Origin of the sequence: Mesorhizobium sp. LSHC420B00 (assembly GCF_000503055.1) — a bacterium.
Classification (GTDB): Bacteria; Pseudomonadota; Alphaproteobacteria; order Rhizobiales; family Rhizobiaceae; genus Mesorhizobium.
Window position 1 is genome coordinate 193643 of record NZ_AYVY01000010.1, and the last position, 22100, is coordinate 215742.

20 protein-coding genes are annotated in these 22100 nt (G+C 62.7%); 1 reads left to right on the plus strand and 19 read right to left on the minus strand.

The window, feature by feature from the left end; genetic code table 11:
* Positions 1-23 precede the first annotated feature (23 nt).
* The 10 genes from X760_RS56380 to rimP form a co-directional block, all read right to left on the minus strand.
* The gene (locus X760_RS56380; protein ID WP_023719556.1) at positions 24-1037 is read right to left on the minus strand and encodes a class I SAM-dependent methyltransferase; all 1014 of its coding nucleotides are present in this window, start codon (positions 1035-1037) and stop codon (positions 24-26) included.
* Between the two features lie 104 nt (positions 1038-1141).
* Positions 1142-3289 (minus strand): polyribonucleotide nucleotidyltransferase, encoded by a 2148-nt coding sequence (pnp, locus tag X760_RS56385; protein WP_023719557.1) that lies wholly within the window; start codon positions 3287-3289, stop codon positions 1142-1144.
* A 409-nt stretch (positions 3290-3698) separates the two neighbouring features.
* Complete coding sequence (gene rpsO, locus X760_RS56390) at positions 3699-4010, minus strand: 30S ribosomal protein S15 (RefSeq protein ID WP_280940423.1); 312 nt, start codon at positions 4008-4010, stop codon at positions 3699-3701.
* 140 nt (positions 4011-4150) lie between these two features.
* On the minus strand, positions 4151-5245 hold the full coding sequence (corA, locus tag X760_RS56395) for a magnesium/cobalt transporter CorA (RefSeq protein WP_023719558.1): 1095 nt from the start codon (positions 5243-5245) through the stop codon (positions 4151-4153).
* 146 nt (positions 5246-5391) lie between these two features.
* Positions 5392-6351, minus strand: coding sequence for a tRNA pseudouridine(55) synthase TruB (gene truB, locus X760_RS56400; protein WP_023719559.1), 960 nt, complete (start codon positions 6349-6351; stop codon positions 5392-5394).
* A complete protein-coding gene (gene rbfA, locus X760_RS56405; protein WP_023719560.1) occupies positions 6351-6782 on the minus strand; it encodes a 30S ribosome-binding factor RbfA in 432 nt (143 codons plus the stop codon). The genes truB and rbfA overlap by 1 nt, the downstream gene beginning before the upstream one ends.
* 124 nt (positions 6783-6906) lie before the next feature.
* Positions 6907-9474, minus strand: coding sequence for a translation initiation factor IF-2 (gene infB / locus X760_RS56410; RefSeq protein ID WP_023719561.1), 2568 nt, complete (start codon positions 9472-9474; stop codon positions 6907-6909).
* Entirely contained in the window at positions 9471-10121 is a 651-nt protein-coding gene (locus X760_RS56415) for an RNA-binding protein (RefSeq protein WP_023719562.1), read from the minus strand. The genes infB and X760_RS56415 overlap by 4 nt, the downstream gene beginning before the upstream one ends.
* Before the next feature lie 38 nt (positions 10122-10159).
* Positions 10160-11755, minus strand: a complete 1596-nt coding sequence (gene nusA / locus X760_RS56420; protein ID WP_023719563.1) for a transcription termination factor NusA — start codon at positions 11753-11755, stop codon at positions 10160-10162.
* A 46-nt stretch (positions 11756-11801) separates the two neighbouring features.
* Complete coding sequence (rimP, locus tag X760_RS56425) at positions 11802-12434, minus strand: ribosome maturation factor RimP (protein WP_023719564.1); 633 nt, start codon at positions 12432-12434, stop codon at positions 11802-11804.
* A 283-nt stretch (positions 12435-12717) separates the two neighbouring features.
* On the opposite strand from rimP, the gene X760_RS74820 reads away from it, so the two are divergent.
* On the plus strand, positions 12718-12882 hold the full coding sequence (locus tag X760_RS74820) for a hypothetical protein (RefSeq protein ID WP_023719565.1): 165 nt from the start codon (positions 12718-12720) through the stop codon (positions 12880-12882).
* Between the two features lie 46 nt (positions 12883-12928).
* On the opposite strand, the gene X760_RS56430 is transcribed toward X760_RS74820, so the two are convergent.
* From X760_RS56430 to miaB, 9 genes are all read right to left on the minus strand, one after another.
* On the minus strand, positions 12929-13630 hold the full coding sequence (locus tag X760_RS56430) for a tRNA (guanosine(46)-N(7))-methyltransferase TrmB (RefSeq protein ID WP_023719566.1): 702 nt from the start codon (positions 13628-13630) through the stop codon (positions 12929-12931).
* Positions 13631-13641: 11 nt separating this feature from the next.
* Complete coding sequence (gene metK / locus X760_RS56435; protein ID WP_023719567.1) at positions 13642-14931, minus strand: methionine adenosyltransferase; 1290 nt, start codon at positions 14929-14931, stop codon at positions 13642-13644.
* 300 nt (positions 14932-15231) lie between these two features.
* Positions 15232-15651, minus strand: a complete 420-nt coding sequence (locus X760_RS56440) for a helix-turn-helix transcriptional regulator (protein ID WP_023719568.1) — start codon at positions 15649-15651, stop codon at positions 15232-15234.
* Positions 15652-15788: 137 nt separating this feature from the next.
* Entirely contained in the window at positions 15789-17375 is a 1587-nt protein-coding gene (gene lnt, locus X760_RS56445) for an apolipoprotein N-acyltransferase (protein WP_023719569.1), read from the minus strand.
* A gap of 93 nt (positions 17376-17468) precedes the next feature.
* Positions 17469-17939 carry a VOC family protein gene (locus tag X760_RS56450; RefSeq protein ID WP_023719570.1) on the minus strand — a complete coding sequence of 157 codons (471 nt, stop codon included), beginning with the start codon at positions 17937-17939 and terminating at the stop codon, positions 17469-17471.
* A gap of 17 nt (positions 17940-17956) precedes the next feature.
* Positions 17957-19030 (minus strand): hemolysin family protein, encoded by a 1074-nt coding sequence (locus X760_RS56455; RefSeq protein WP_023719571.1) that lies wholly within the window; start codon positions 19028-19030, stop codon positions 17957-17959.
* 28 nt (positions 19031-19058) lie between these two features.
* A complete protein-coding gene (gene ybeY, locus X760_RS56460; RefSeq protein ID WP_023719572.1) occupies positions 19059-19556 on the minus strand; it encodes an rRNA maturation RNase YbeY in 498 nt (165 codons plus the stop codon).
* A gap of 17 nt (positions 19557-19573) precedes the next feature.
* Positions 19574-20623 (minus strand): PhoH family protein, encoded by a 1050-nt coding sequence (locus X760_RS56465; protein WP_036244869.1) that lies wholly within the window; start codon positions 20621-20623, stop codon positions 19574-19576.
* Positions 20624-20649: 26 nt separating this feature from the next.
* A complete protein-coding gene (gene miaB / locus X760_RS56470) occupies positions 20650-22059 on the minus strand; it encodes a tRNA (N6-isopentenyl adenosine(37)-C2)-methylthiotransferase MiaB (protein ID WP_023719574.1) in 1410 nt (469 codons plus the stop codon).
* Positions 22060-22100 lie beyond the last annotated feature (41 nt).

The window sequence follows — 22100 nt, forward strand, 5'->3', positions numbered from 1 at the left end:
TCGCCGGCTTGCCCCGCAGCGTTTCAGCGTCGCGCCGAGAAGACCTTGAACATGCCGTCGCGGGCGAGCTCCGCATGGCTGGAGAAGGCGGCCGCCAGCACCGGTTCGTAGGGAAGCTGACGGTTCGCCACCATGAACAGCCGGCCGCCCGGCTTCAGCGCCTTGCCTGCCGCGCGGATCATGCCGGCACCGATTTCGGGCTCAGTCGCCCGGCTGCGGTGAAAGGGCGGGTTCATGGCGATCACATCGTAGCGGTGCTCGACCGGCTCGCTCAAAAGATCTATCCAGAAGAAACGTGGCTCCAGGCCTGTGTTGCCGACATTGACCTTCGCCGCCTCCAGCGCCTCGAAATCCGCTTCGTAAAGGTCAAGCGCCGATATGCCGGGTGAGCGGGCGGCGACTTCGGCGGCGACATAGCCCCAACCGGCACAGAAATCCGCAACGCTGCCACGCAGATCGTTGGGCAGAGTTTCGACCAGCAGCTTCGATCCGGCATCGATCTTGTCGAACGAAAACATGCCTGGGGCCGTGCGGAAGCGGTCCTCGACCACCAAGTCCGGATTGGCGGCGCGAAGCGTTGCCGCGGCGACGGTATCGGCCGGCCGGCGAAACCAGAAGGCAATGCCGTGATGCTTCGGCAGGTGGCCTTCGGGCGGCACAAGGGCGCCGACATGCTTGCGCAGGCTGGCGATACCATCGTCCTTACCGCCGGCGACGACGATCAACCCGCCTGATGCCACGTGCTCGATCGCTTCTGCGACGCGCAACTCGTTTTGTCCGCGATGGCGGCCAGCGAGCACTAGCGCCGCGTCGAAAGCCTTGCCTTCCACTTGCGGCGTGACGGTGAAGCCGGACGCCTGCAAGGCGCGAAAATGCGGCCTGAAGCCTTGGACCAGATGAAGCTTGGCATCGAAGCCTTCGAGCAAGCGAAAGCCGGGCTCGGCACCGAGAAAAAGAATACGTTCATCCTTTCGCGGCAGGGAAACGGTCCCGGCCTCGAAAGGATGGAAAAGCGTCTTCAGCGGCTCGGCGGACATTCACCACTCTTGAACTGCAAGGCTGTTGTTGAAATGCAAACGGGCGCGACCTTCCGGCGCGCCCGCTTCGATTGCTTTATGCGTTCGACGGAACGCAACCCCGCTTAGGCGGCGTTTTCTTCGCCTTCGCTCTTCTTATCGCGGGCGATTTCCTTGCCGGTGGCCTGGTCGACGACCTTCATCGACAGGCGGACCTTGCCGCGCTCGTCGAAGCCCATCAGCTTGACCCAGACCTTGTCGCCTTCCTTGACCACATCGGAGGTCTTGGCGACGCGATCATTGGCGAGCTGCGAGATGTGGACGAGGCCGTCACGCGGACCGAAGAAGTTGACGAAAGCGCCGAAGTCGGCGGTCTTGACGACCGTGCCTTCGTAGATTTCACCGACTTCCGGCTCGGCGACGATGGTGTGGATCCACTTCTTCGCCGCCTCGATTTCCTTGGCGTTGGCCGAAGCGATCTTGACCGTGCCGTCATCCTCGATGTTGATCTTGGCGCCGGTCTTTTCGACGATCTCGCGGATGACCTTGCCGCCCGAGCCGATCACGTCGCGGATCTTGTCGGTCGGGATGTGCATGACCTCGATGCGCGGCGCGAACTCGCCGAGCTCGGCACGCGCGCCGGACAGCGCATGGGCCATTTCGCCGAGAATGTGCTGACGGCCATCCTTGGCCTGGTCGAGGGCGATCTTCATGATCTCCTCGGTGATGCCCTCGATCTTGATGTCCATCTGCAGCGAGGTGATGCCGTAGGCGGTGCCGGCAACCTTGAAATCCATGTCGCCGAGGTGGTCCTCGTCGCCGAGGATATCGGAGAGCACGGCGAAGCGCTCGCCTTCCTTGATCAGGCCCATCGCAATGCCGGCGACCGGCTTGGCCAGCGGCACACCGGCATCCATCAGCGCCAGCGAGGTGCCGCAGACGGTAGCCATCGAGGACGAGCCGTTGGACTCGGTGATCTCCGAAACGACGCGCAACGTATAGGGGAACTGGTCGGCGGTCGGCAGCATCGGCCGGATGGCGCGCCAGGCGAGCTTGCCGTGGCCGATTTCGCGGCGGCCGGGCGAACCCATACGGCCCGTTTCACCGACCGAATAGGGAGGGAAATTGTAGTGCAGGAGGAACTTCTCCTTGTACATGCCGGTCAGCGAATCGACATACTGCTCGTCCTCGCCGGTGCCGAGCGTGGCGACGACCAGCGCCTGGGTCTCGCCGCGAGTGAACAGCGCCGAGCCGTGTGTGCGCGGCAGGACGCCGACTTCCGAGACGATCTTGCGGACCGTCTTCAGGTCGCGGCCGTCGATGCGCGAGCCGGTGTCGAGGATGTTCCAGCGCACGACCTTGGCCTGGAGTTCCTTGAACACGGTGCCGATCTGTTCGGACGTGTATTTGGCCTCTTCGCCTTCTGCCGGCGCAAACGCGGCCTTGACCTTCGCCTTGACGGCGTCGACGGCGGCATAGCGCTTCTGCTTGTCGGTGATCTTGTAGGCATCGCGAAGCTCGCCTTCGACGATCTTGAGCATCTCGGCTTCAAGCGCGGAATAGTCCGGCGCGGTGAAATCGCGCGGGTCCTTGGCGGCGACTTCGGCCAGCTTGATGATCGCGTCGATCACCGGCTGGAAGCCCCTGTGGCCGAACATGACGGCGCCGAGCATCAGATCCTCGCCGAGTTCCTTGGCTTCGGACTCGACCATCAGCACGGCGTCGGCGGTGCCGGCGACGACCAGGTCGAGCTTCGATTCCTGCATCTCGTCGACATGCGGGTTGAGCACGTATTCGCCGTTAATGTAGCCAACGCGGGCGCCACCAACCGGGCCCATGAACGGCACGCCGGACAAGGTCAGTGCGGCGGAGGTGGCGACGATCGACAGGATGTCCGGATCATTTTCGAGATCGTGCTGGACGACGGTGACAACGATCTGGGTGTCGTTCTTGTAGCCTTCGGCGAAGAGCGGGCGGATCGGGCGGTCAATCAGGCGGGAAACCAGCGTTTCCTTCTCGCTCGGACGGCCTTCACGCTTGAAATAGCCACCCGGGATCTTGCCGGCGGCGTAAGTCTTTTCCTGGTAGTTGACCGTCAGGGGAAAGAAATCGAGGCCGGGCTTCGGCTCTTTCATCGAGACGACGGTGGCGAGAACCTTGGTTTCGCCATAGGTGGCCAGCACCGCGCCGTCAGCCTGACGTGCGATCTTGCCGGTTTCGAGAATGAGCGGACGGCCGCCCCATTCGATTTCCACTTTGTGGTAATTGAACATATCTTGTCCTTCGTATGCGGAAAGGGCCGCGCCGTTTCAGCGTGCGCGGATGCCCCTTTCCCTTGGCTTCCTTTCTCGGGCAGCCACGGGCAAGACAACGGGAAGCTCGGCTATTCGGCGCATTTGCCGCACGAGCGTCCTGCAATCCTGCCCCATGACCGTCCATGGGCGGTTTCGAGTGGCCCTCTGCTGTTTCGAAACCGGGTTGGCCAATCGATCCGACTGGCCTTGCGCGTGAACCCGAAAACCAGGTTTTCGGAAAGTATCCTGCGCAAATCTAAAACTTCAGAGCGTCCTTTGCGCATCCAAACCGGTGCGCGGCGCTCTGCTTTCTTCATTGGAGCCTTGGATGATCCGATGCTCCAATGCGCGACCGGCGGGCTCTCGAAAGAACCCGCCGGTCAATTCGTCAACGGCGCAGACCGAGCTTCTCGATCAGCGTCTGATAGCGCGCGTCGTCCTTGCGCTTGAGATAATCAAGCAGGCTGCGGCGCTGGGAAACGAGAGCGAGCAGGCCACGGCGGGAATGGTTATCCTTCTTGTGGTCCTTGAAATGATCGGTCAGGTTCTTGATGCGCTCGGAAAGGATGGCCACCTGGACTTCCGGAGACCCGGTATCGCCCTTGGCGGTTGCGAATTCGCCCATCAATTCCTTCTTGCGTTCGGCAGTAATCGACATCGTGTTTTTCCTTGTCTGTTTGAGGAAACGGGACGCCCTCAGCCGGGATGTCGTCCAGCAGGGGCCGGTGCAAGCAACGCGTCAAAGCGCGAAGCTGCGGCGCATATAGTGCAATTCCGACAAAAAGGCCAGCCCAATTCACAAGCCGGCTTTTTGCTGCATAAACGGGCACTTCCGCATGGTCAGAGCCATTTCTTCCATTTGAAGTATGCGTAGAGCCCGACCGCAACAATCGCCATGAAGACGAGCGACAGGGGATAGCCGTAATAGGCTTTCAGCTCCGGCATGTTCCAGGGCGAGGTGTCGGGGTCGAAATTCATACCCCATACGCCGACGAGAAAGGTGAGCGGCATGAAGATCACCGAGACGATGGTCAAATAGCTGATGACGTCGTTGGTGCGCGCCTGGCTGAGCGACAGGTGCATCTCGATCAGGCCGGTCAGCATATCGCGCTGGGTTTCGACCAGTTCGATCAATCGCAGCGAATGATCCAGCGTGTCGTTCAGGAATAATTTGGTTTCGGCCTTCACATAAGAGACGTCGTTGCGGATCATGGTCGCCAGCGCGTCGCGCATCGGCCAAAGCACGCCCTTCAGCACATTGGCGTCGCGCCGCAATTCGTGAAGCTGCCGCATCTGGTGCTTGTGCGCCTGGTTCAGCATCTGGTCCTCGATGCTGTCGACCAATTCGCCGGCAGCCTCGATCGGCGGGAAATAGCTGTCGACGATGGCGTCGATCAAAGCATAGGCGAGATAGTCGGCGCCGCGCGAGCGCAAGCGGTTGGGCACCGAGCTCGCGATCCGCTTGCGCACGGGATCGAACGGGTCGCCTTCGCGCTCCTGGAAGGTGACGACGAAGTTCTTGCCGAAGAAGACGGCGATCTGTTCGTAACGATGGGCGGTGACATCGTCGATCATCCTGACGACGACAAAGGCATGGTCCTCGAAGAAATCCACCTTGGGCCGCTGACCGGTGTTGACGACATCTTCCAGCGCCAGCGGATGCAGGTTGAAGATCCCGCCGATCTCCTCGATCAGCTGGATGTTGGCGAGGCCTGTGCAGTCGAGCCAGATGATCGGCCAATTGTGGCAATGGGTGTTGACGTCGTCGATGCTGGCATTGTCGATCGTCTTGAACTTCTCAGGCGAGATCAATGTCAGCCTGAGCTCGGAGCGGCGCGCCGCGGGGTCGGCGATCAGCGTGCCCGGCGAAGCCCCGACCGGTGGCCGCCGTGTTTTGAGCGCCGCTCGCTTGTTGACCGTGTCAGCCTTTGCCATGTGCCCCCTCGAGTGCAGCGTCGAACGGCACTACAGCACAGCGCATCCTTTCGGACGACAAACGACGCCGTAGCCCTGTTGATTTAGCGCATGATCCTTTCCCAAAATAGAATCCGGTTTGGAGATCATGCGCCGGGCGACAGCTGTTACCCGACAAAGACCCGCTTTGGCTTGAACATGCCTTGCTCGATGGCGCCGATGGCGACCAGCTTGCCGCGCGCGGTGGCGCAGGCCTCCTCAGCTTCTACCGGCGCGTCACGGCCGCGAATGATGACCGGATTGCCGAGGCGGATTTTGGTTGCCGCATCGTCGCTGATCGCAACCTGCGGCAAGCATTCGAGCGCCGCGGCGGTGTCGACCAGAAGTGCATCGATGGCACCGAAGTCGATCGGCGCGTCCGCTGCTTGCGAAGCGTCCTCGCTCTGTTCGCCGAAGCGGGCGGCCTCCAGCTCGGCCAAGGTGACGAAATCTCCCTGCGTGAACGGCTCGACCTCGACCCGCCGCAGCTCGGCGATGTGACCAAAACAGCCAAGGTCGCGCCCCATGTCGCGCGCCAGCGAGCGGACATAGGTGCCCTTGCCGCATTCGACCTCGAAGATGGTGCGATCGGCCATGTGCTCGACCAGGTCGAGCCGGCCGATCTCGACCTCGCGTGCCGGAATGTCGACCGTCTCGCCGTCGCGGGCAAGGTCGTAGGCGCGCTCGCCGGCGATCTTGATCGCTGAGAATTGCGGCGGTGTCTGCATGATCACGCCGGTATATTTCGAAAGCAGCGCCAGCACTTCGGATTCCGCCGGACGGAGGTCTGAGCTTTTGGTCGCCGCGCCTTCGAGGTCGTCGGTCGAACGCTCCTCGCCCCAGGCAACGGTGAAGCGGTAGACCTTGGCGCCGTCCTGGACGTAAGGCACGGTCTTGGTCGCCTCGCCAAGCGCGATCGGCAGCATGCCCGACGCCAGCGGGTCGAGCGTGCCGGCATGGCCGGCCTTTTCCGCCAGGAACAGCCATTTGATCTTGGAGACGGCTTCGGTCGAGCCCATGCCGACCGGCTTGTCCAGTACCAGCCAGCCCGAGATCGGCCGGCCCTTCTTCTTGCCGCGACGCGCCACTATTCGCTGTCCTTCCGGTCGTCTTTGTCTTTGTCTTTGTCGTCGGCGCTGAGATCGCGCGCCACTTCGGGCGAGTGCAGCAATTCGTTGATCTTCTGGAAATTATCGTAGCTGGTATCGAGCCGGAAGCGGAATTCCGGCATGTACTTCATCTGCCGCAGCGCGCCGGAGACGCGGCCGCGGACGAACTTGGCATGCTTGTTGAGCGCTTCGACCACCGCACCGGCATCCTTGGCGCCGAGCGGCGAGACGAAGGCGGTGGCGATCTTCAGATCGGGCGACATGCGCACTTCGGAGACCGAGACCACTGTGTTCTCGATCAGCGGATCGAGGATCTCGCCGCGCTGCAAGGTTTCGGATAGCGCATGGCGCACCTGCTCGCCGACGCGCAGCATGCGCTGGGATGGGCCTGACGGGGTCGAACGGGGCATTTTCCTCGGTCCTGAAATCGTGAAGCGCGGGATGGAACCGCGCCGCATGTCTCATATGGTTTGGGCGGCGGCCTTTCGACCACCGCCCGGTCTCAATAGATGCTCGAACTCAAGACGCTCGAACTCAGAGCGTCCTGGTTACCATCTCGACGCGGAAGCACTCGATGACGTCACCGACGCGCATGTCCTCGTAGTTCTGGAAGGCCATGCCGCATTCCTGACCGCCCGGAACTTCCGAAACCTCGTCCTTGAAGCGCTTCAGGGTCTTCAGCGTGCCTTCGTGGATGACGACGTTGTCGCGGATCAGGCGCACGCCCGCACCACGCTCGACCTTGCCTTCGGTGACACGGCAGCCGGCGATCTTGCCGACCTTGGTGATGTCGAAGATCTCGAGGATCTCGGCATTGCCGATGAAGGTCTCGCGACGCTCCGGTGATAGCAGGCCGGAGAGCGCCGCCTTAACGTCATCGACGAGATTGTAGATGATCGAATAGTAGCGGATCTCGATGCCTGCCGCAGCCGCGGCCGCACGCGCCTGCACATTGGCACGAACGTTGAAGCCGATGATCGCAGCCCCCGAGGTCTCCGCCAGCGACACGTCGCTTTCGGTGATGCCGCCGGCGCCCGCATGGACGATGCGGGCGCGCACCTCGTCGGTGCCGAGATTGTCGAGCGCCGCGTTGATCGCCTCGATCGAGCCCTGCACGTCGCCCTTGATGACCAGCGGGAATTCCTTCAATCCGCTGGTCTGCAATTGCGACATCATCTGTTCAAGCGAGCCGCGCTGGCCGGCATGCCTGGCCACCGCCTTCTCGCGCGCCAGACGTTGGCGATATTCGGTGATCTCGCGGGCGCGGGCTTCGTTGTTGACAACGGCGAAGCGGTCGCCGGCCAGCGGCGTACCTTGCAGACCGAGGACTTCCACCGGCATTGCCGGCGGCGCTTCCTTGACCTGATCGCCGCGATCGTTGACCAGCGCGCGCACCCGGCCCCACTCGTTGCCGGCGACGAGAATGTCGCCCGGCATCAGCGTGCCGGTCTGCACCAGCACGGTTGCGACTGGGCCGCGGCCCTTGTCGAGCTGGGCTTCGATGACAACGCCTTCGGCGGTGCGGTCCGGATTGGCCTTCAGGTCGAGGATTTCGGCCTGCAGCAGGATCGCTTCGAGCAACTTGTCGAGATTGATGCCCTTGGTCGCCGACACCTCGACATCCAGCACCTCGCCGCCCATGGATTCGACGAACACCTCATGGCGCAGCAGTTCCGAGCGCACCTTCTGCGGGTCGGCGTCGTGCTTGTCGATCTTGTTGATCGCCACGATGATCGGAACGCCGGCCGCCTTGGCGTGGTTGATCGATTCGATCGTCTGCGGCATCACGCTGTCGTCGGCCGCCACCACCAGGATGGCGATATCGGTCGCCTGGGCACCGCGGGCACGCATCGCCGTGAAGGCGGCGTGGCCGGGCGTGTCGATGAAGGTAATCTTGTTACCGTTCTTCTCGACCTGATAGGCGCCGATATGCTGCGTAATGCCACCGGCTTCGCCGGACACCACGTTGGCATTTCGGATGGCATCGAGCAACGAGGTCTTGCCGTGATCGACATGGCCCATGATGGTTACCACCGGCGGACGCGGCTGCAGGTCCTCGGGACGATCGGCGATGTTGAACAAGCCCTCTTCGATGTCGGACTCGGCGACGCGGCGGACCGTGTGGCCAAATTCGGTCGCGACGAGTTCGGCCGTGTCGGCGTCGATGACGTCGCCAGGCTTCAGGATCTGGCCCTGCTTCATGAAGAACTTGACCACGTCGACAGCGCGCTCGGACATGCGCTGCGCCAGCTCCTGGATGGTGATGGTTTCGGGCAGGATCACTTCACGCATGACTTTCTCGCGTGGCTCATTATGCAACGCGCGCTTGAATTTCTCCTGACGGCGGCGCATCGACGACAGCGAGCGGGCGCGCGCATCCTCGTCGGAAAGCGCCGAATTCAGCGTCAGCTTGCCGCGGCGGCGGTCTTCCTCGCCCTTGGTCGGTTTGGCCGGACGCGCCACTTCGGGCGTGACCAGACGGCGCACTGGTGCGCCGGCACCGGTCCGCTTCGGCTTGACCTCTTCCTCGTCATCGACTGTCGCCAGTTCGGCGGCCAGCGGCGCACGGCGGCGTGCCTCTTCCTCGGCACGGCGGCGGGATTCAGCCTCGGCTTGCAGCCGTGCCTCTTCCTCGGCCTGACGGCGAGCCGATTCCTCGCGCTCGCGGCGGCGGCGCTCCTCGTCCTCGCTGCGGCGCTTGGCCTCCTCGATGGCGCGTTGGCGATCCTCGACGTCACGGACCTTCGAGCCCTCGAGAGCCCGGCGGCGTGCTTCCATTTCCTGGCGCGACAACTCGTTCAGCACCATGCCGCCGCGTTCGACCGGCGGCGGAGGCGGCGGCGCCTTGGGGGCTTCCTGCACGGCAGGCGCTGCCGCGACCGGCTTCGGCGTGAAGACGGACACAGGCGCTGCCGCCGGCTCCGGCTTGTCGCCGGGCAGCGAGAACTTGCGCTTCTTGGTCTCGACAACCACCGATTTGGTGCGGCCGTGCGAGAAGTTCTGGCGCACCGTGCCCTGTTCCATACCGGGGCGCTTCAGCGTCAAGGTCTTCTTCGGCGTAACACTCAGCGTCTTGTCGTCGCCCGATTTCGTATCGCTCATTCCATATCCTCTGCGGCATCATCTTCGTCAGCAACGGCCGCAAGCATTGCCAGATCGTCCGGGGAACCGCCCCGATATCGGTCGAGCGCAACCATGCGCTTCTGGACCGCCCTGCCCGCGTCTCCCGCGAGAACGGCAGCATGTATCACATTTGTACCCCCCAATGCCAAGCTCAACTCGGCCTCGGAGAAAAGTTTGTAAGCGCGGATCGCAGGCCCGCCGAGGTGGACGGTTGCCCGTCGCGCCTGGCTTATCTTGCGGACGCCATCGTCGGAAGCCTCGGTCGCGTGGAGCACGAAAAGTGCAAGTCCGCCGCGCACGGCGCTCTCGACCTTGGTCGCTCCGAGCGCTATGGCGCCCGCCTTGCGGGCCAGGCCAAGCATGCCCAGAGCGGACCTGGAAAGCAGCGCGTCGACCATGCCGCCAAGATCGGCTGGCACGGTCACCTGCGCCTTAAAAGCACGGGCAAACAGGTTTTTCGCCGCTGCCTTGTCTATATGTAGGCGGTCGGCGGTCACCCAGCAACCGCGGCCGGGCAGGTTTCTCTTGATGTCCGGAACGACGGCCGAATCCGGGCCGACGACGAAACGGATCAGCTCATCCGGTTCGGCTTGCCTGCGGGTGACGATGCAGGTGCGATCGTTCATCTCGTCCAAGGGCGGGTTCGGTGCGATGCGGTTTCACCTCACGCACCGACGGTTTCGTCAGCCGGCACGCCCTCGGCGGCAAGCTCGTCTTCGGTGATCCAGCCAGCCTTCAGGCGAGCGGCCAAGACCATTTGCTCGGCATCGGCGCGCGACACGCCGTGGTTGGCGAGCACACCCGGGAATACCTTCGTCTCGCCGTCCTTGCGTTCCTTCCAGCCGGTCAGGTCGTCGGCGGCGTAGCCGGCGAAATCCTCGATCGTCTTCACGCCGTCCTCGCCAAGCGTCACCATCATGGCGGTGGTGATGCCGGGAATCTCGCGCAGCTCGTCCTTAACGCCGAGCGCCTTGCGCTTCTCGTCATGCTCGGCTTCGATCTTCTCCAGATATTCGCGGGCGCGGGTCTGGATCTCCGAAGCCGTGTCCTCGTCGAAGCCGTCGATCGACGCGATTTCGCCGGAATCGACATACGCGACCTCCTCGACGCTGGTGAAGCCTTCGGAAGCGAGCACCTGGCCGACCATCTCGTCGACGTCGAGGGCTTCCATGAACAGCGACGACCGTTCAACGAATTCCTTCTGGCGCCGTTCGCTCTCTTCCTGCTCGGTCAGGATGTCGATATCCCAGCCGGTGAGCTGCGAGGCAAGACGGACGTTCTGGCCGCGGCGACCGATGGCCAGCGACAGCTGGTCGTCGGGGACGACGACCTCGATGCGCTCGGCATCCTCGTCGAGCACGACCTTGGCGACTTCCGCCGGCTGCAATGCATTGACGATGAAGGACGCGGCCGAGGGCGACCACGGAATGATGTCGATCTTCTCGCCCTGCAATTCGCCGACGACCGCCTGGACGCGGCTGCCGCGCATGCCGACGCAGGCACCGACCGGATCGATGGAGCTGTCACGGGAGATGACAGCGATCTTGGCGCGCGAACCCGGATCGCGGGCGACCGACTTGATCTCGATGATACCGTCGTAGATTTCCGGCACTTCCATGGTGAACAGTTTCGCCATGAACTGCGGATGGGTGCGCGACAGGAATATCTGCGGGCCGCGTTGTTCGCGGCGCACGTCATAGACGTAGGCGCGGACGCGATCGCCATATTTATAGTTTTCGCGCGGGATCAGCTCGTCCCGGCGGATAATCGCCTCGCCGCGGCCGAGATCGACGATGACGTTGCCGTATTCGACACGCTTGACGGTGCCGTTGACGATCTCGCCGATACGGTCCTTGTACTCGTCATATTGCCGGTCGCGCTCGGCCTCGCGCACCTTCTGCACGATGACCTGCTTGGCCGACTGGGCGGCGATGCGGCCGAAATCCATCGGCGGCAGCTGTTCGGCGATGAAATCGCCGAGCTGGGCGTCCGGATTGCGCTCGCGCGCCGAGGAAATGGCAATCTGCGTCGCGTAGTCGTCGACCTTCTCGACCACTTCCATCAGCCGCTGCAGCTTCATCTCGCCGGTATTCGGATTGATATCGGCCCGGATATTGGTTTCCTGGCCGTAGCGCGAGCGCGCGGCCTTCTGGATCGCATCGGCCATAGCGGCGATGACGATCGACTTGTCGATCGACTTTTCACGCGCGACCGCATCGGCGATCTGCAGCAGTTCAAGCCTGTTGGCGCTTACAACCATCTTCTTTCTCCCGAGCTTGTTGCCGACCTTACGGCCGGCAGCCCAATCACATTTCCTGTTCGGTTTCGTCTTCCGCACCCTCTGGTGCGTCTTCGGGTTCGCCGCGGCGTTTTCTGGCTTCCTTGCGCGCCCGGTTATCCTTCGACAGCGCATCGCGGATAAGATCATCGGTCAGAACCAGCCGCGCTTCGGCAATCGCATCGTAGGGAACACGCACCGTCGGCTCCTCGCCGTAAGCGGCCTTGTCGCGCTCGATCAGCACACCGTCCGCGTCGCTTTCGGCGATCTTGCCCTTGAAGCGCTTGCGGTCGGCGACGAGAACCGACGTTTCCATCTTCACCAGATGGCCGGTCCAGGCTGCAAAGTCCGATTTGCGGACCAGCGGCCTGTCGATGCCCGGCGACGACACTTCGAGATGATAAGCCTTCTCGATCGGATCATCGACATCGAGCGCCGGCGATACTGCCCGGCTGACCTCTTCACAATCCTCGACAGTCATCGTGCCGTCCTCGCGCTCGGCCATGATCTGCAGCGTCAGCCCGTTCTGGCCCGACAGATGCACACGTACCAAGCGGAAACCGATGGCGCGCAGTACCGGCTGAACGATCAGCGCGATGCGCGCATCGATGCCGCTTTCGCGGATGATGCGGTCGTCGCCTTCGCTTGCCGTCACTGTCATTCGGTCCCTGTCGTTCGATTCCTGCTTGGCCGCCAGGTAATAAAAAAGAGCGGGACCGGGTGGACCCACTCTTCGTCATACCGACCAAGAATTTGAAGCTGATATAGACGATCGTGGCCGTCGTTTCAAGCCCGTCGTGCATGACGGCAAGGCTCCGAGTCCGCAGCGCTGCGCCAAATGCATGGCGCCCATGCAATAATCCTCCTTTGAGCACCGGCAACGCACGACTATCTATGTTGCATTGCACAATTGGAGCGCTCACTACGCTCGGAAGGATCCGATCATGAACAATCGTGGATTTTTTTCAGCCATAGGCGACTTTTTTAGCGTGTTTGGCAGCGCCGTAGCAGCGTCGCGTGCTGTGGAAAACGGTCGCAAGCCGCGTGCGAATGATCTGCGCAATCTGGGCATGGAGCCGGCAGCCTTCGATAAAATCCGCCGCTTCTAAGCCAAGTGAACAGGAGAGCCTTCGGCCGCTCAGCTCGGACTTCCTGCTATTTCCGCACAAAGGTGAGATAGGCGGGCCGTCGGCCCTCGCGAATGGCCTTGGCCTCATAGCGCGTCCCCGGCCAGCCATCATAGGGCCGACGCCAGTCGGCTGCTTCGTTTGCCTGCCACGTGAAGGCGCCATGCGCCCGGCAATGCAGCAGCGTCCAGTTCACATAGCTGTCGATGTCTGACGCAAAGTGGAACTTTCCGCCGTGCTTCAGGACGCGCGCGAAGCGGTCGAGATTGACCGGGCTGACGAAGCGCCGCTTCCAGTGCTTCTTCTTCGGCCACGGATCCGGGTAGAGAAGGTCGATGCCGTCAAGCGAAGCCTGCGGCAGCCAGTCAAGCAGGCGTGTGGCGTCGTCGTCATAGACGCGCAGATTAGCAAGCGGCCGCTCCCGGACCGCCATCATCATCTTGGCCATGCCGTTGACGAAAGGCTCGACGCCGATAAAGCCGGTCGCCTGGCCGGCCGTGGCACGGTGCAGAAGATGTTCGCCGCCGCCAAAACCGATTTCGAGCTGGACAGCGGAAACTTCGGCTTCGAAAAGGCTGGGCAGATCGGCTGGCGGTTCAACCGTCAGATCGAGCCTGTAGGCGGCGAAGCCGCTCTCCAGCGCCGCCGCCTGCTGCGGTCGAATGGTTTTGCCGCGCCGGCGACCGAAAAACGCCTCGGTCGCACGGCTTGGCCGGCCCTTCGGGTCCATAGGCGCCGCGGTTAGGCGGCGACTGCTTCGGCGACCGGTTCGGCGAGAGCGTCCTTGAGCGCCTTGGCGAGATCGGTCTTCTCCCAGGAGAAGGATCCGTCGCGGCCGGCCTTGCGGCCAAAATGGCCGTAGGACGACGTCTTGGCATAGATCGGCTTGTTGAGATCGAGGTGGCGGCGGATGCCGGACGGCGACAGGTCCATCACGGTGCGCAGTGCACGCTCGAGCTTTGCCTCGTCGACCTTGCCGGTGCCGTGGAGGTCGACGTAGATCGACAGCGGCTGGGCGACACCGATCGCATAGGAAAGCTGGATAGTGCAGCGATCGGCAAGCTTCGCGGCAACCACGTTCTTGGCGAGATAGCGCGCCGCATAGGCGGCCGAGCGGTCGACCTTGGTGGTGTCCTTGCCGGAGAAGGCGCCGCCGCCATGGGGCGCAGCCCCACCATAGGTGTCGACGATGATCTTGCGGCCGGTCAGGCCGGCGTCGCCGTCAGGTCCGCCGATGACGAACTTGCCAGTCGGGTTGATGTACCAATTGCAATTGTCGGCGATCTTCAGGTCGCCTAGTGCTTCGCGGATATAGGGCTCGACGACGTTGCGCACCTTCTTCGAATCCCACGTCTCATCGAGATGTTGGGTCGACAGCACGATCTGCGTCACTTCCGCCGCTTTGCCGTCGACATAGCGGACTGTCACCTGGCTCTTGGCATCCGGCCCGAGCCTGCCGGCATCACCGCTGCCCTCATGGCGCGCAGCGGCCAGCAATTCGAGGATCTTGTGGCTGTAATAGATCGGCGCCGGCATCAGGTCCGGCGTTTCGCGGCAGGCATAGCCAAACATGATGCCCTGATCGCCGGCTCCTTCCTCGCCTTGCCGGTCGGAAGCGTTGTCGACGCCTTGGCCGATATCCGGCGATTGGCCGTGCAGCAGGACCTCGATCTTGGCCGTCTTCCAGTGGAAGCCGGCCTGCTCGTAGCCGATTTCGCGGATTGCCTTGCGTGCGACCGACTTGAACTTGGCCGGGTTGACAATCGGATGGCCGGCCGCATCCTTCAGGACGTTGCCCTCCTTGTCCTTCTTGAGCAGCGTCTCGGGGACGCGCACTTCACCGGCGATGACAACGCGATTGGTCGTCGCGAGCGTCTCGCAGGCGACGCGGACTTTCCACGGGTCCATGCCGGTCTTTCTGGCCTCGCGGTAGACGAGATCAACAATCTCGTCGGAGATACGATCGCAGACCTTGTCGGGATGGCCCTCGGCAACGGATTCCGAGGTGAAGAAATAATTGTGCCGCGTCACGGGTGTCCCCTCTTGAAAAAATATCGGCAGGCCGCCGATTTTGGCGCGCCAGTTGTTAACGGTGCCGGGCGCCGCTCGTCAAGTCGTGCAGCCGTTCTAGCATGAATTTTGACGTTATTATCTTTGCGTCCAGAAGACGGCGGCAGGGCGCACTACCCTCATCTCTTGCACTCACAGGCTGAAGAGAACGGTTTCGTGGAAGCATGTCGAGCAAAATCGATCCGCGCGTCGGCGCATCTGCGGAATGCACATCCCACGGTGCACTCAGCCACGAGAAATTGCATGCCCGGCTACGGCCAGTCAATCGACCTCGTCGACGGAGAGCGACTTCACAAGCTCGATGATCTTGCGACGCACTTTCACGTCGGCGATCTTGACGAAGGCGCGGTTCAGCTGGAGGCCTTCCGGGCTGCCGCAGAATTCGACGGCGGAGGTCATCGACGCATCCTCGGCAAATCCACGGTTGCCCACGGCCTCCTGACCGGGCGCATCCTCGAAAAAGAAGGCGACGGGAACGCCGAGTATCGAGGCGATTGCCTGCAAACGACTGGCGCCGACGCGATTGGTGCCTTTTTCGTACTTTTGGATCTGCTGGAACGTTATGCCGAGGTTTTCGCCCAGTTTTTCCTGACTCATTCCCAGCATATTGCGGCGAAGCCGGATGCGGCTTCCGACGTGGATGTCGATCGGATTCGGCTTTTTCTTGTTTTCTTCTGTCATTTTTTCCTCGCCGAATTTTTCCGGCTTTTTCTATTTTGCTGCCCAAACGACGCCGCGGCCCGTGCCCCAACAGAACGACCTTATCGACTTCGAGAATTTTCAGGCGCTTACAGTATGAGTTTCTAATGTGTCGGCTGTCAATTCGCCCGTAGCCTTTGCCTTACGTTCAAAATGCATGCCGCAACGGCAAGCAAAAACATGATCAGCATTCCGTTAATGCGTCGTTGGCCGGAGGAAACGATGGCTTGGTTGGAGATCGGCACACGCACATCGATGGCGCCGCGTGCGTCGATAGCCAGCGCGTCGACGATGCGTCCTCGCGGGTCGACAACGGCCGAAATGCCGTTATTGGCCGCGCGCAACAGGGGCACCCCATTCTCCACCGCCCGGATCTGCGCCTGCCTGAAGTGCTGGTACGGCCCTGGCGTGTCGCCGAACCAGGCGTCATTGGTGACGTTCACAATAAGCTCGGCTGACGTGGCGTCAACCGCGACCAGATCGGGAAAGATGACCTCATAGCAAATAAACGGCAGCGCCCGGATGCCGCCGGGCAGCGTGATCGGGTGCCGCTCATTGCCGGCCGCGAAGGTCATTGGGCCGGCGACAAGCTGCTCAAGCCCAAAGCGGCCGAGCAGATCGGCGAAAGGCAGGTATTCACCAAACGGTACCAGATGAACCTTGTCGACGGCATCGACGATTTCGCCCCTTTCGTCGATCGCCACGACCGAGTTGTAGTAACGGCTTCCGGTCGCCGAGCCGCCTTCCTCGCGAACGACGCCGGCGACCAGCATCTGGCCATCGCCGAGCATCTCTCCGATGGCAGGCAAGGCATCCGGACGTTCGGTGAACAGAAACGGCACGGAGGTCTCCGGCCACAGGATCAACTGCGGCCTGTCATGGCCGGGTTCCGGCGCTTTGGCCGAAAGCCCCATCATGGTGGCGAAGATGCGGTCACGCACCGAGGCATCCCATTTTTCCGTGAGGTCGACGGCAGGCTGCACGATACGGACGTCGAGGCTGCGGGCGGCCGGCTTTTCGGGGGCGGCGAGCCTGAGATAGCCGAAGCCGACATGGGCAACGACCAGAACGACAAGCAATGCCACGCCGAGGCGAAGATGCCGGCGCGCCGCAAGCAGGGCCGGCAGTGCAAAGACGAAGACTGCAAGCGCATTCATGCCGATCATGCCGGTCACCGACACGCTCTGCATCAGCAAAGGCACCGGCATCGCCGCATAGCCGACGGCATTCCAGGGAAAGCCGGTGAACAGGAAGCCGCGCAACCATTCCGCCAGCGCAAAGCCGAAGGCGAGCGCGGCGATGCGGCCGATGTCATTGCTCCACAACAGCCGGGCAACCAGGGCGGCGAAGCCATAGAAGAAGGCCAGCGCGAGGGGGATGCCAACCACCGCGAACGGCAAGGCCCAGGCGAAGCTGTCGGCCTCGACCAGAAGCGCCGAGCCAACCCACCACAGACCGGCAAGAAAGTAGCCGAAACCGAACCACCAGCCGATGGCGAAAGCCGGCAGCAAGCGTCGCAGAAAACCGTCCGAGGCTTCGCCGGTCGCGCCATCGAGAAGCCACACCAGCAGCGGGAACGAAACGAAACAGACGGCGAAGAAATCGTAAGGCGCCTGAGCGAGAACCGCCAGCGCGCCGGCAAGAAACGCCACCAGCGCGCGCCGCCAGCCCCAAAGCAGAATTATCCGGCCGGCCTGGCGCTCCATCTATGCTTCCGAGTCGTGCGAATCAGGAAGCAAGATTTATCAGGCCGCGGCCTTGGCTCCAAACCGGATAAGAGCGAACAAGTCCGCTCATAGCTATCGATGCCAGCCTTCGATCTTCAGTCCGCCCAGCCGCTCAGCCTCTTCGCGTGGGACGGAGCGGACAGTCTGGGAAAAGGTCCAGACATGGCCTTCAGGATCGCGCGCCCTGTACTGCCGTTCACCGTAGAACTGGTCGGCAGGCTCCTCGACGATCTCGGCTCCCGCCGCCCTTGCACGATCACAGTGGGCATCTATCCCGTCCTTGAGGCGCGCATGGACCGACTGCGTGTTCTTGCCTGCAACTGAAGCCGGGCTGGCTATATGGTCGGCCCATTCGGAATCGATGATGATATAGCCGTCGCCGAACCGCATCTCGGAATGGACGAGCCTGCCATCGGTATCGCTGACCACCATGCTCGGCTCGAAGCCGAAAGCCTTTTCAAGCCATGTCAATGCGGCCCGCGGATCCTGGTAGAAGACGCCGGAGCCCAGTGTCGAGTGCTTGAACGGGTCCTCAATCGGCATCGGGCGAGCCGCGTCCTTCAAGCCTGCTCGGTGCGGGCGGCGCGGCGGCGGCGCTCGCCCTTCAGGGTTTCGACTATGCGCACGCGCTTGACGCGGCGTGGGTCGGCGTCGAGCACATGGAACTCGAAGCCGGGTATGGCCTGCACCACTTCGCCGCGCGCCGGCACCCGGCCAAGCGTGTTGAAGATCATGCCGCCGATCGTGTCGACATATTCGCCGTGCTCGCCGGCGGCGAAATCCTCGCCGATCATCTTGGCGACATCGTCGATCTCGGCCTTGCCGTCGACGATGAAGACGCCTTCGCCGGCCTGGGTGATCATCGGCTCGTCGTCGTCGTGCTCGTCCTCGATGTCGCCGACCACCATCTCGACGATATCCTCGAGCGAGACGAGGCCGTCGGTGCCGCCATATTCGTCGATGACCAGCGCCATCTGGGTGCGCGTCGTCTGCATCCGCCCCATCAGGTCGGAGGCGAGCATCGACGGCGGCACGAACAGCACCGGTCGGATCAGGTTGAGATCGCCGATGGTGCACGCCAGATCGACCTGGGCGAGATCGAGAACCGTTGCGACCGCGGTTTTCCTGGTCGTCCTGCCCTTTCGGACGCGGGCGACCTTGGTGATGTGCGCCAGCACGTCGCGGATATGGACCATGCCGCGCGGGTCGTCGAGCGTCTCCGAATAGACCGGCATGCGGGAATGGCCGGACTGTTCGAAGAGCCCCAGAAGATCACCCAGCTTCGTGGTGATCTCGACCGCCTCGATGTCGGCGCGCGGCACCATGACGTCCTCGACGCGCACTTCGCGCAGACGCAGGATATTGTTGAGCATGGCGCGTTCGCCGGGCGAGAAGGATTCCGCATCGCTCGCCGTTTCGGCAAGCGCACCGGCAATCTCCTCGCGCAGGCTGGTGCCGTTGCGGTGCCTGAAAAGCCCGAGCACGCGATCGAACAGGGAAGGACCGGCAGGCGATGCCTCGCTGGCGAAGCTGCCGGTCGTGGTACTCGGACTCGAGCCCTCTTCCGTCGTTTCGGAAGGCTTGATCGCACTGCCGGCATCGGGGCGGGCGGCAGTCTCTGGTTTGTCGTTCATCATCGTCCGGTCAATTGATCTTTTGTAATTACGTGTAGGGATCGGGAATGGCAAGCCTCGCAAGTGCTGCGCGCTCTGTCGCTTCCATCAGTTCCGCTTCGGCGTCGGTTTCGTGATCGTAGCCCAGCAAATGCAGCAGGCCATGGATAAGGAGATGGGAGATATGGTCCTCGACCGGCTTGTCTTCCAGTGCCGCCTCGCGCGCGACCGTCTCGGCGGCCAGCACGATGTCGCCGAGCATCGGCGGCAGCGGCCCGCCCCGGGCAAACGGAAAAGCCGGAAAAGACAGGACGTTGGTCGGCTTGTCCTTGCCGCGCCAGCCGGCATTGAGCGTGCGGATATGGGCATCGTCGGAAAAGAGGATGCTGAGCTCGGAACGCCCGTCCGCACCGGTTTCGGCAAAGGCGGCCGAGACGGCATGGTCGACCAGCCGCGTCAGCGTCGTCTCGGCGGGCCAATCTCCGGCCTCGATCGCGATATCGATCTCGACGGGAAGCGGCCCCCCCGCCTTTTGCTCCTCAGCCATGCGGCCGCATAATCATATCAGCCTTCGACACCCAAGCCCCTGGCCAGCTTGCCGTCGCGGTCGTAGGCCTTGACGATCTCGGCGACCAGCGGATGCCTGACGACGTCGCCTTCGTTGAAGCGGACCGTCACCATGCCGGTGACGCCGTCGAGGATTCTCAGCGCCTCGACCAGGCCGGACTTGGTGTTTGGCGGCAGATCGATCTGGGTCGGATCGCCGGTGACGATCATGCGCGAGTTCTCGCCGAGCCGGGTCAGGAACATCTTCATCTGCATGGGCGTGGTGTTCTGCGCCTCGTCGAGGATGACGGCAGCGTGCGCCAGCGTACGGCCGCGCATGAACGCCAGCGGCGCGATCTCGATGACCTCGGCGGCAATCGCCCGCTCGACCTTGTCGGCCGGCATCATGTCGTAGAGCGCGTCATAGAGCGGCCGCAGATAAGGATCGACCTTCTCCTTCATGTCACCCGGCAGAAAGCCAAGCCGTTCGCCGGCCTCGACCGCGGGGCGCGACAGCACGATGCGTTCGACCATGCCGCGTTCGAGCAGCATTGCCGCATGCGCCACCGCCAGATAGGTCTTTCCGGTGCCGGCCGGGCCGATGCCGAAGACGAGTTCCGACCGCTCCAGCGCGCGCATATAGGCGTCCTGGTTCAGCGAGCGGGCATAGATCGTCTTCTTGCGCGTCGATATCTGGGCGGCAGACACCTTGCCCTTGCGCTCCAGTGTCGGCAGCGTCAGTTGGTCGTCGGCGGCGATCGCCATGCGCACAGCGCCGTCGACATCGGACTGGCCGATATCGGTGCCTTTCTGCAGAATTCCGTAAAGATTGTCCAAGGCGCGGCGTGCCTGCTCGGCCGCCGAGGAAGAGCCTTTGATGGTCAATTGATTGCCGCGCGAGCGGATGTCGACGCCGAGCTTCTGCTCGAGTCTGGCCAGATTCTCGTCGAATTGGCCGTAAAGGGCGCTGGCAAGCTTGTTGTTGTCGAAAGTCAGTACGATGTGCGCCATATCCGAGGCCCCCGAGGGTAGGTTCTGGGGCAGGTTCTTCACTTCAGCAGCGCTCAACCGTCTCTCCTCATCTGCCGAGACCTTCAGGCCAATTCGGCGAACAGGCTGTTGTAGCCCGTCTTCGTGATTCGTACCTGGATAATGTCACCGATTTCGCCGGCCATTTCATCAACAATAACCGGCTGCAGCCAGGGCGAGCGGCCAACCTTCTGACCGGCCTGGCGGCCCGGCTTTTCGATCAGCGTGTCGATGGTCCTGCCGATCAGGCTTGCGCCGAAATCCTGCTGCTGTTTCAGCAGTAGCGCCTGCAGCCGCTGCAGGCGCTCGTCCTTGACGGCCTCCGGCACGTGATCACTCATCTCGGCGCCCGGCGTGCCGGGGCGCAGCGAATATTTGAACGAAAAGGCCGAGGCATAGTTGACGTCTTGGACCAACTGCATGGTCGCCTCGAAATCGGCTTCCGTCTCGCCGGGAAAGCCGACGATAAAATCGCCCGACAGCGCAATGTCGTTCCGTGCGGCACGGATGCGGTCGATCAACGTCAGATAGTCATTGGCCATATGTCTGCGGTTCATCGCCTTGAGTATGCGGTCGGAGCCGGATTGCACCGGTAAATGTAGATAGGGCATCAGCGTAGGCAAATCACGATGGGCGGCGATCAATTCATCGTCCATGTCGCGCGGATGACTGGTTGTGTAACGCAGACGCGCCAGGCCCGGAATCTCGGCCAGCCTGAACAGCAGCCGGCCAAGGCCCCATTCTGCGCCGTTTTCACCTCTTCCATGCCAGGCATTGACGTTCTGGCCGAGCAGCGTCACCTCGCGCACGCCGGCATCCGCCAGGCGCTCGGCCTCGGCGACGATCTGTGCCACCGGCCGCGAGACTTCCGAGCCGCGTGTGTAGGGCACGACACAGAAGGTGCAGAACTTGTCGCAGCCTTCCTGAACGGTCAAGAACGCCGTCACGCCGCGCGTGATCAGTTCGGCGCGCTTCGGCTGCGGCAGATGCTCGAACTTGTCCTCGACGGCATAGTCGGTCTCGACGATCTTTTCGCCGCTCCGCGCCCTCGCCAGCACACCGGGCAGCCGGTGGTAGGTCTGCGGGCCGATGACCAGGTCGACGGCCGGCGAGCGGCGGATGATCTCGGCACCCTCGGCCTGCGCCACGCAGCCGGCGACGCCGACCAGCATTTCGCGCCCGGCCCTTGCACGCTCGGCCTTCAACTCACGGATGCGCCCAAGTTCGGAATAGACTTTTTCCGCCGCTTTCTCGCGGATGTGGCAGGTGTTGAGCAGCACCAGATCGGCCTCGCCGATAGCGTCTGTCGCGGCATAGCCGTCGGCCGCCAGCGCATCGGTCATGCGCTGCGAATCGTAGACGTTCATCTGGCAGCCATAGGTCTTGACGAAGACCTTTCTGGTCGCGGCAGGCAGAACGACTAGGTTTTCGGCGGCAGCGCCGATGTCGTCGCGTTCTATCGTGTTCAATTCCATTTCGCGGCTTCTAGCGCCTTTCCCTGACAAAAAACAGACGA

Coding starts and splice junctions, on each gene's coding strand:
- lnt (WP_023719569.1), bottom strand. CDS start 17,375: ATGGAGCGCCAGGCCGGCCGGATAATTCTGCTTTGGGGCTGGCGGCGC.
- X760_RS56455 (WP_023719571.1), bottom strand. CDS start 19,030: ATGAACGACAAACCAGAGACTGCCGCCCGCCCCGATGCCGGCAGTGCG.
- pnp (WP_023719557.1), bottom strand. CDS start 3,289: ATGTTCAATTACCACAAAGTGGAAATCGAATGGGGCGGCCGTCCGCTC.
- X760_RS56415 (WP_023719562.1), bottom strand. CDS start 10,121: ATGAACGATCGCACCTGCATCGTCACCCGCAGGCAAGCCGAACCGGAT.
- rimP (WP_023719564.1), bottom strand. CDS start 12,434: ATGACAGTGACGGCAAGCGAAGGCGACGACCGCATCATCCGCGAAAGC.
- X760_RS56450 (WP_023719570.1), bottom strand. CDS start 17,939: ATGCCGATTGAGGACCCGTTCAAGCACTCGACACTGGGCTCCGGCGTC.
- X760_RS56380 (WP_023719556.1), bottom strand. CDS start 1,037: ATGTCCGCCGAGCCGCTGAAGACGCTTTTCCATCCTTTCGAGGCCGGG.
- nusA (WP_023719563.1), bottom strand. CDS start 11,755: ATGGTTGTAAGCGCCAACAGGCTTGAACTGCTGCAGATCGCCGATGCG.
- ybeY (WP_023719572.1), bottom strand. CDS start 19,556: ATGGCTGAGGAGCAAAAGGCGGGGGGGCCGCTTCCCGTCGAGATCGAT.
- miaB (WP_023719574.1), bottom strand. CDS start 22,059: ATGGAATTGAACACGATAGAACGCGACGACATCGGCGCTGCCGCCGAA.
- rbfA (WP_023719560.1), bottom strand. CDS start 6,782: ATGCCCCGTTCGACCCCGTCAGGCCCATCCCAGCGCATGCTGCGCGTC.
- infB (WP_023719561.1), bottom strand. CDS start 9,474: ATGAGCGATACGAAATCGGGCGACGACAAGACGCTGAGTGTTACGCCG.
- corA (WP_023719558.1), bottom strand. CDS start 5,245: ATGGCAAAGGCTGACACGGTCAACAAGCGAGCGGCGCTCAAAACACGG.
- X760_RS56440 (WP_023719568.1), bottom strand. CDS start 15,651: ATGACAGAAGAAAACAAGAAAAAGCCGAATCCGATCGACATCCACGTC.
- X760_RS74820 (WP_023719565.1), top strand. CDS start 12,718: ATGAACAATCGTGGATTTTTTTCAGCCATAGGCGACTTTTTTAGCGTG.
- X760_RS56430 (WP_023719566.1), bottom strand. CDS start 13,630: ATGGACCCGAAGGGCCGGCCAAGCCGTGCGACCGAGGCGTTTTTCGGT.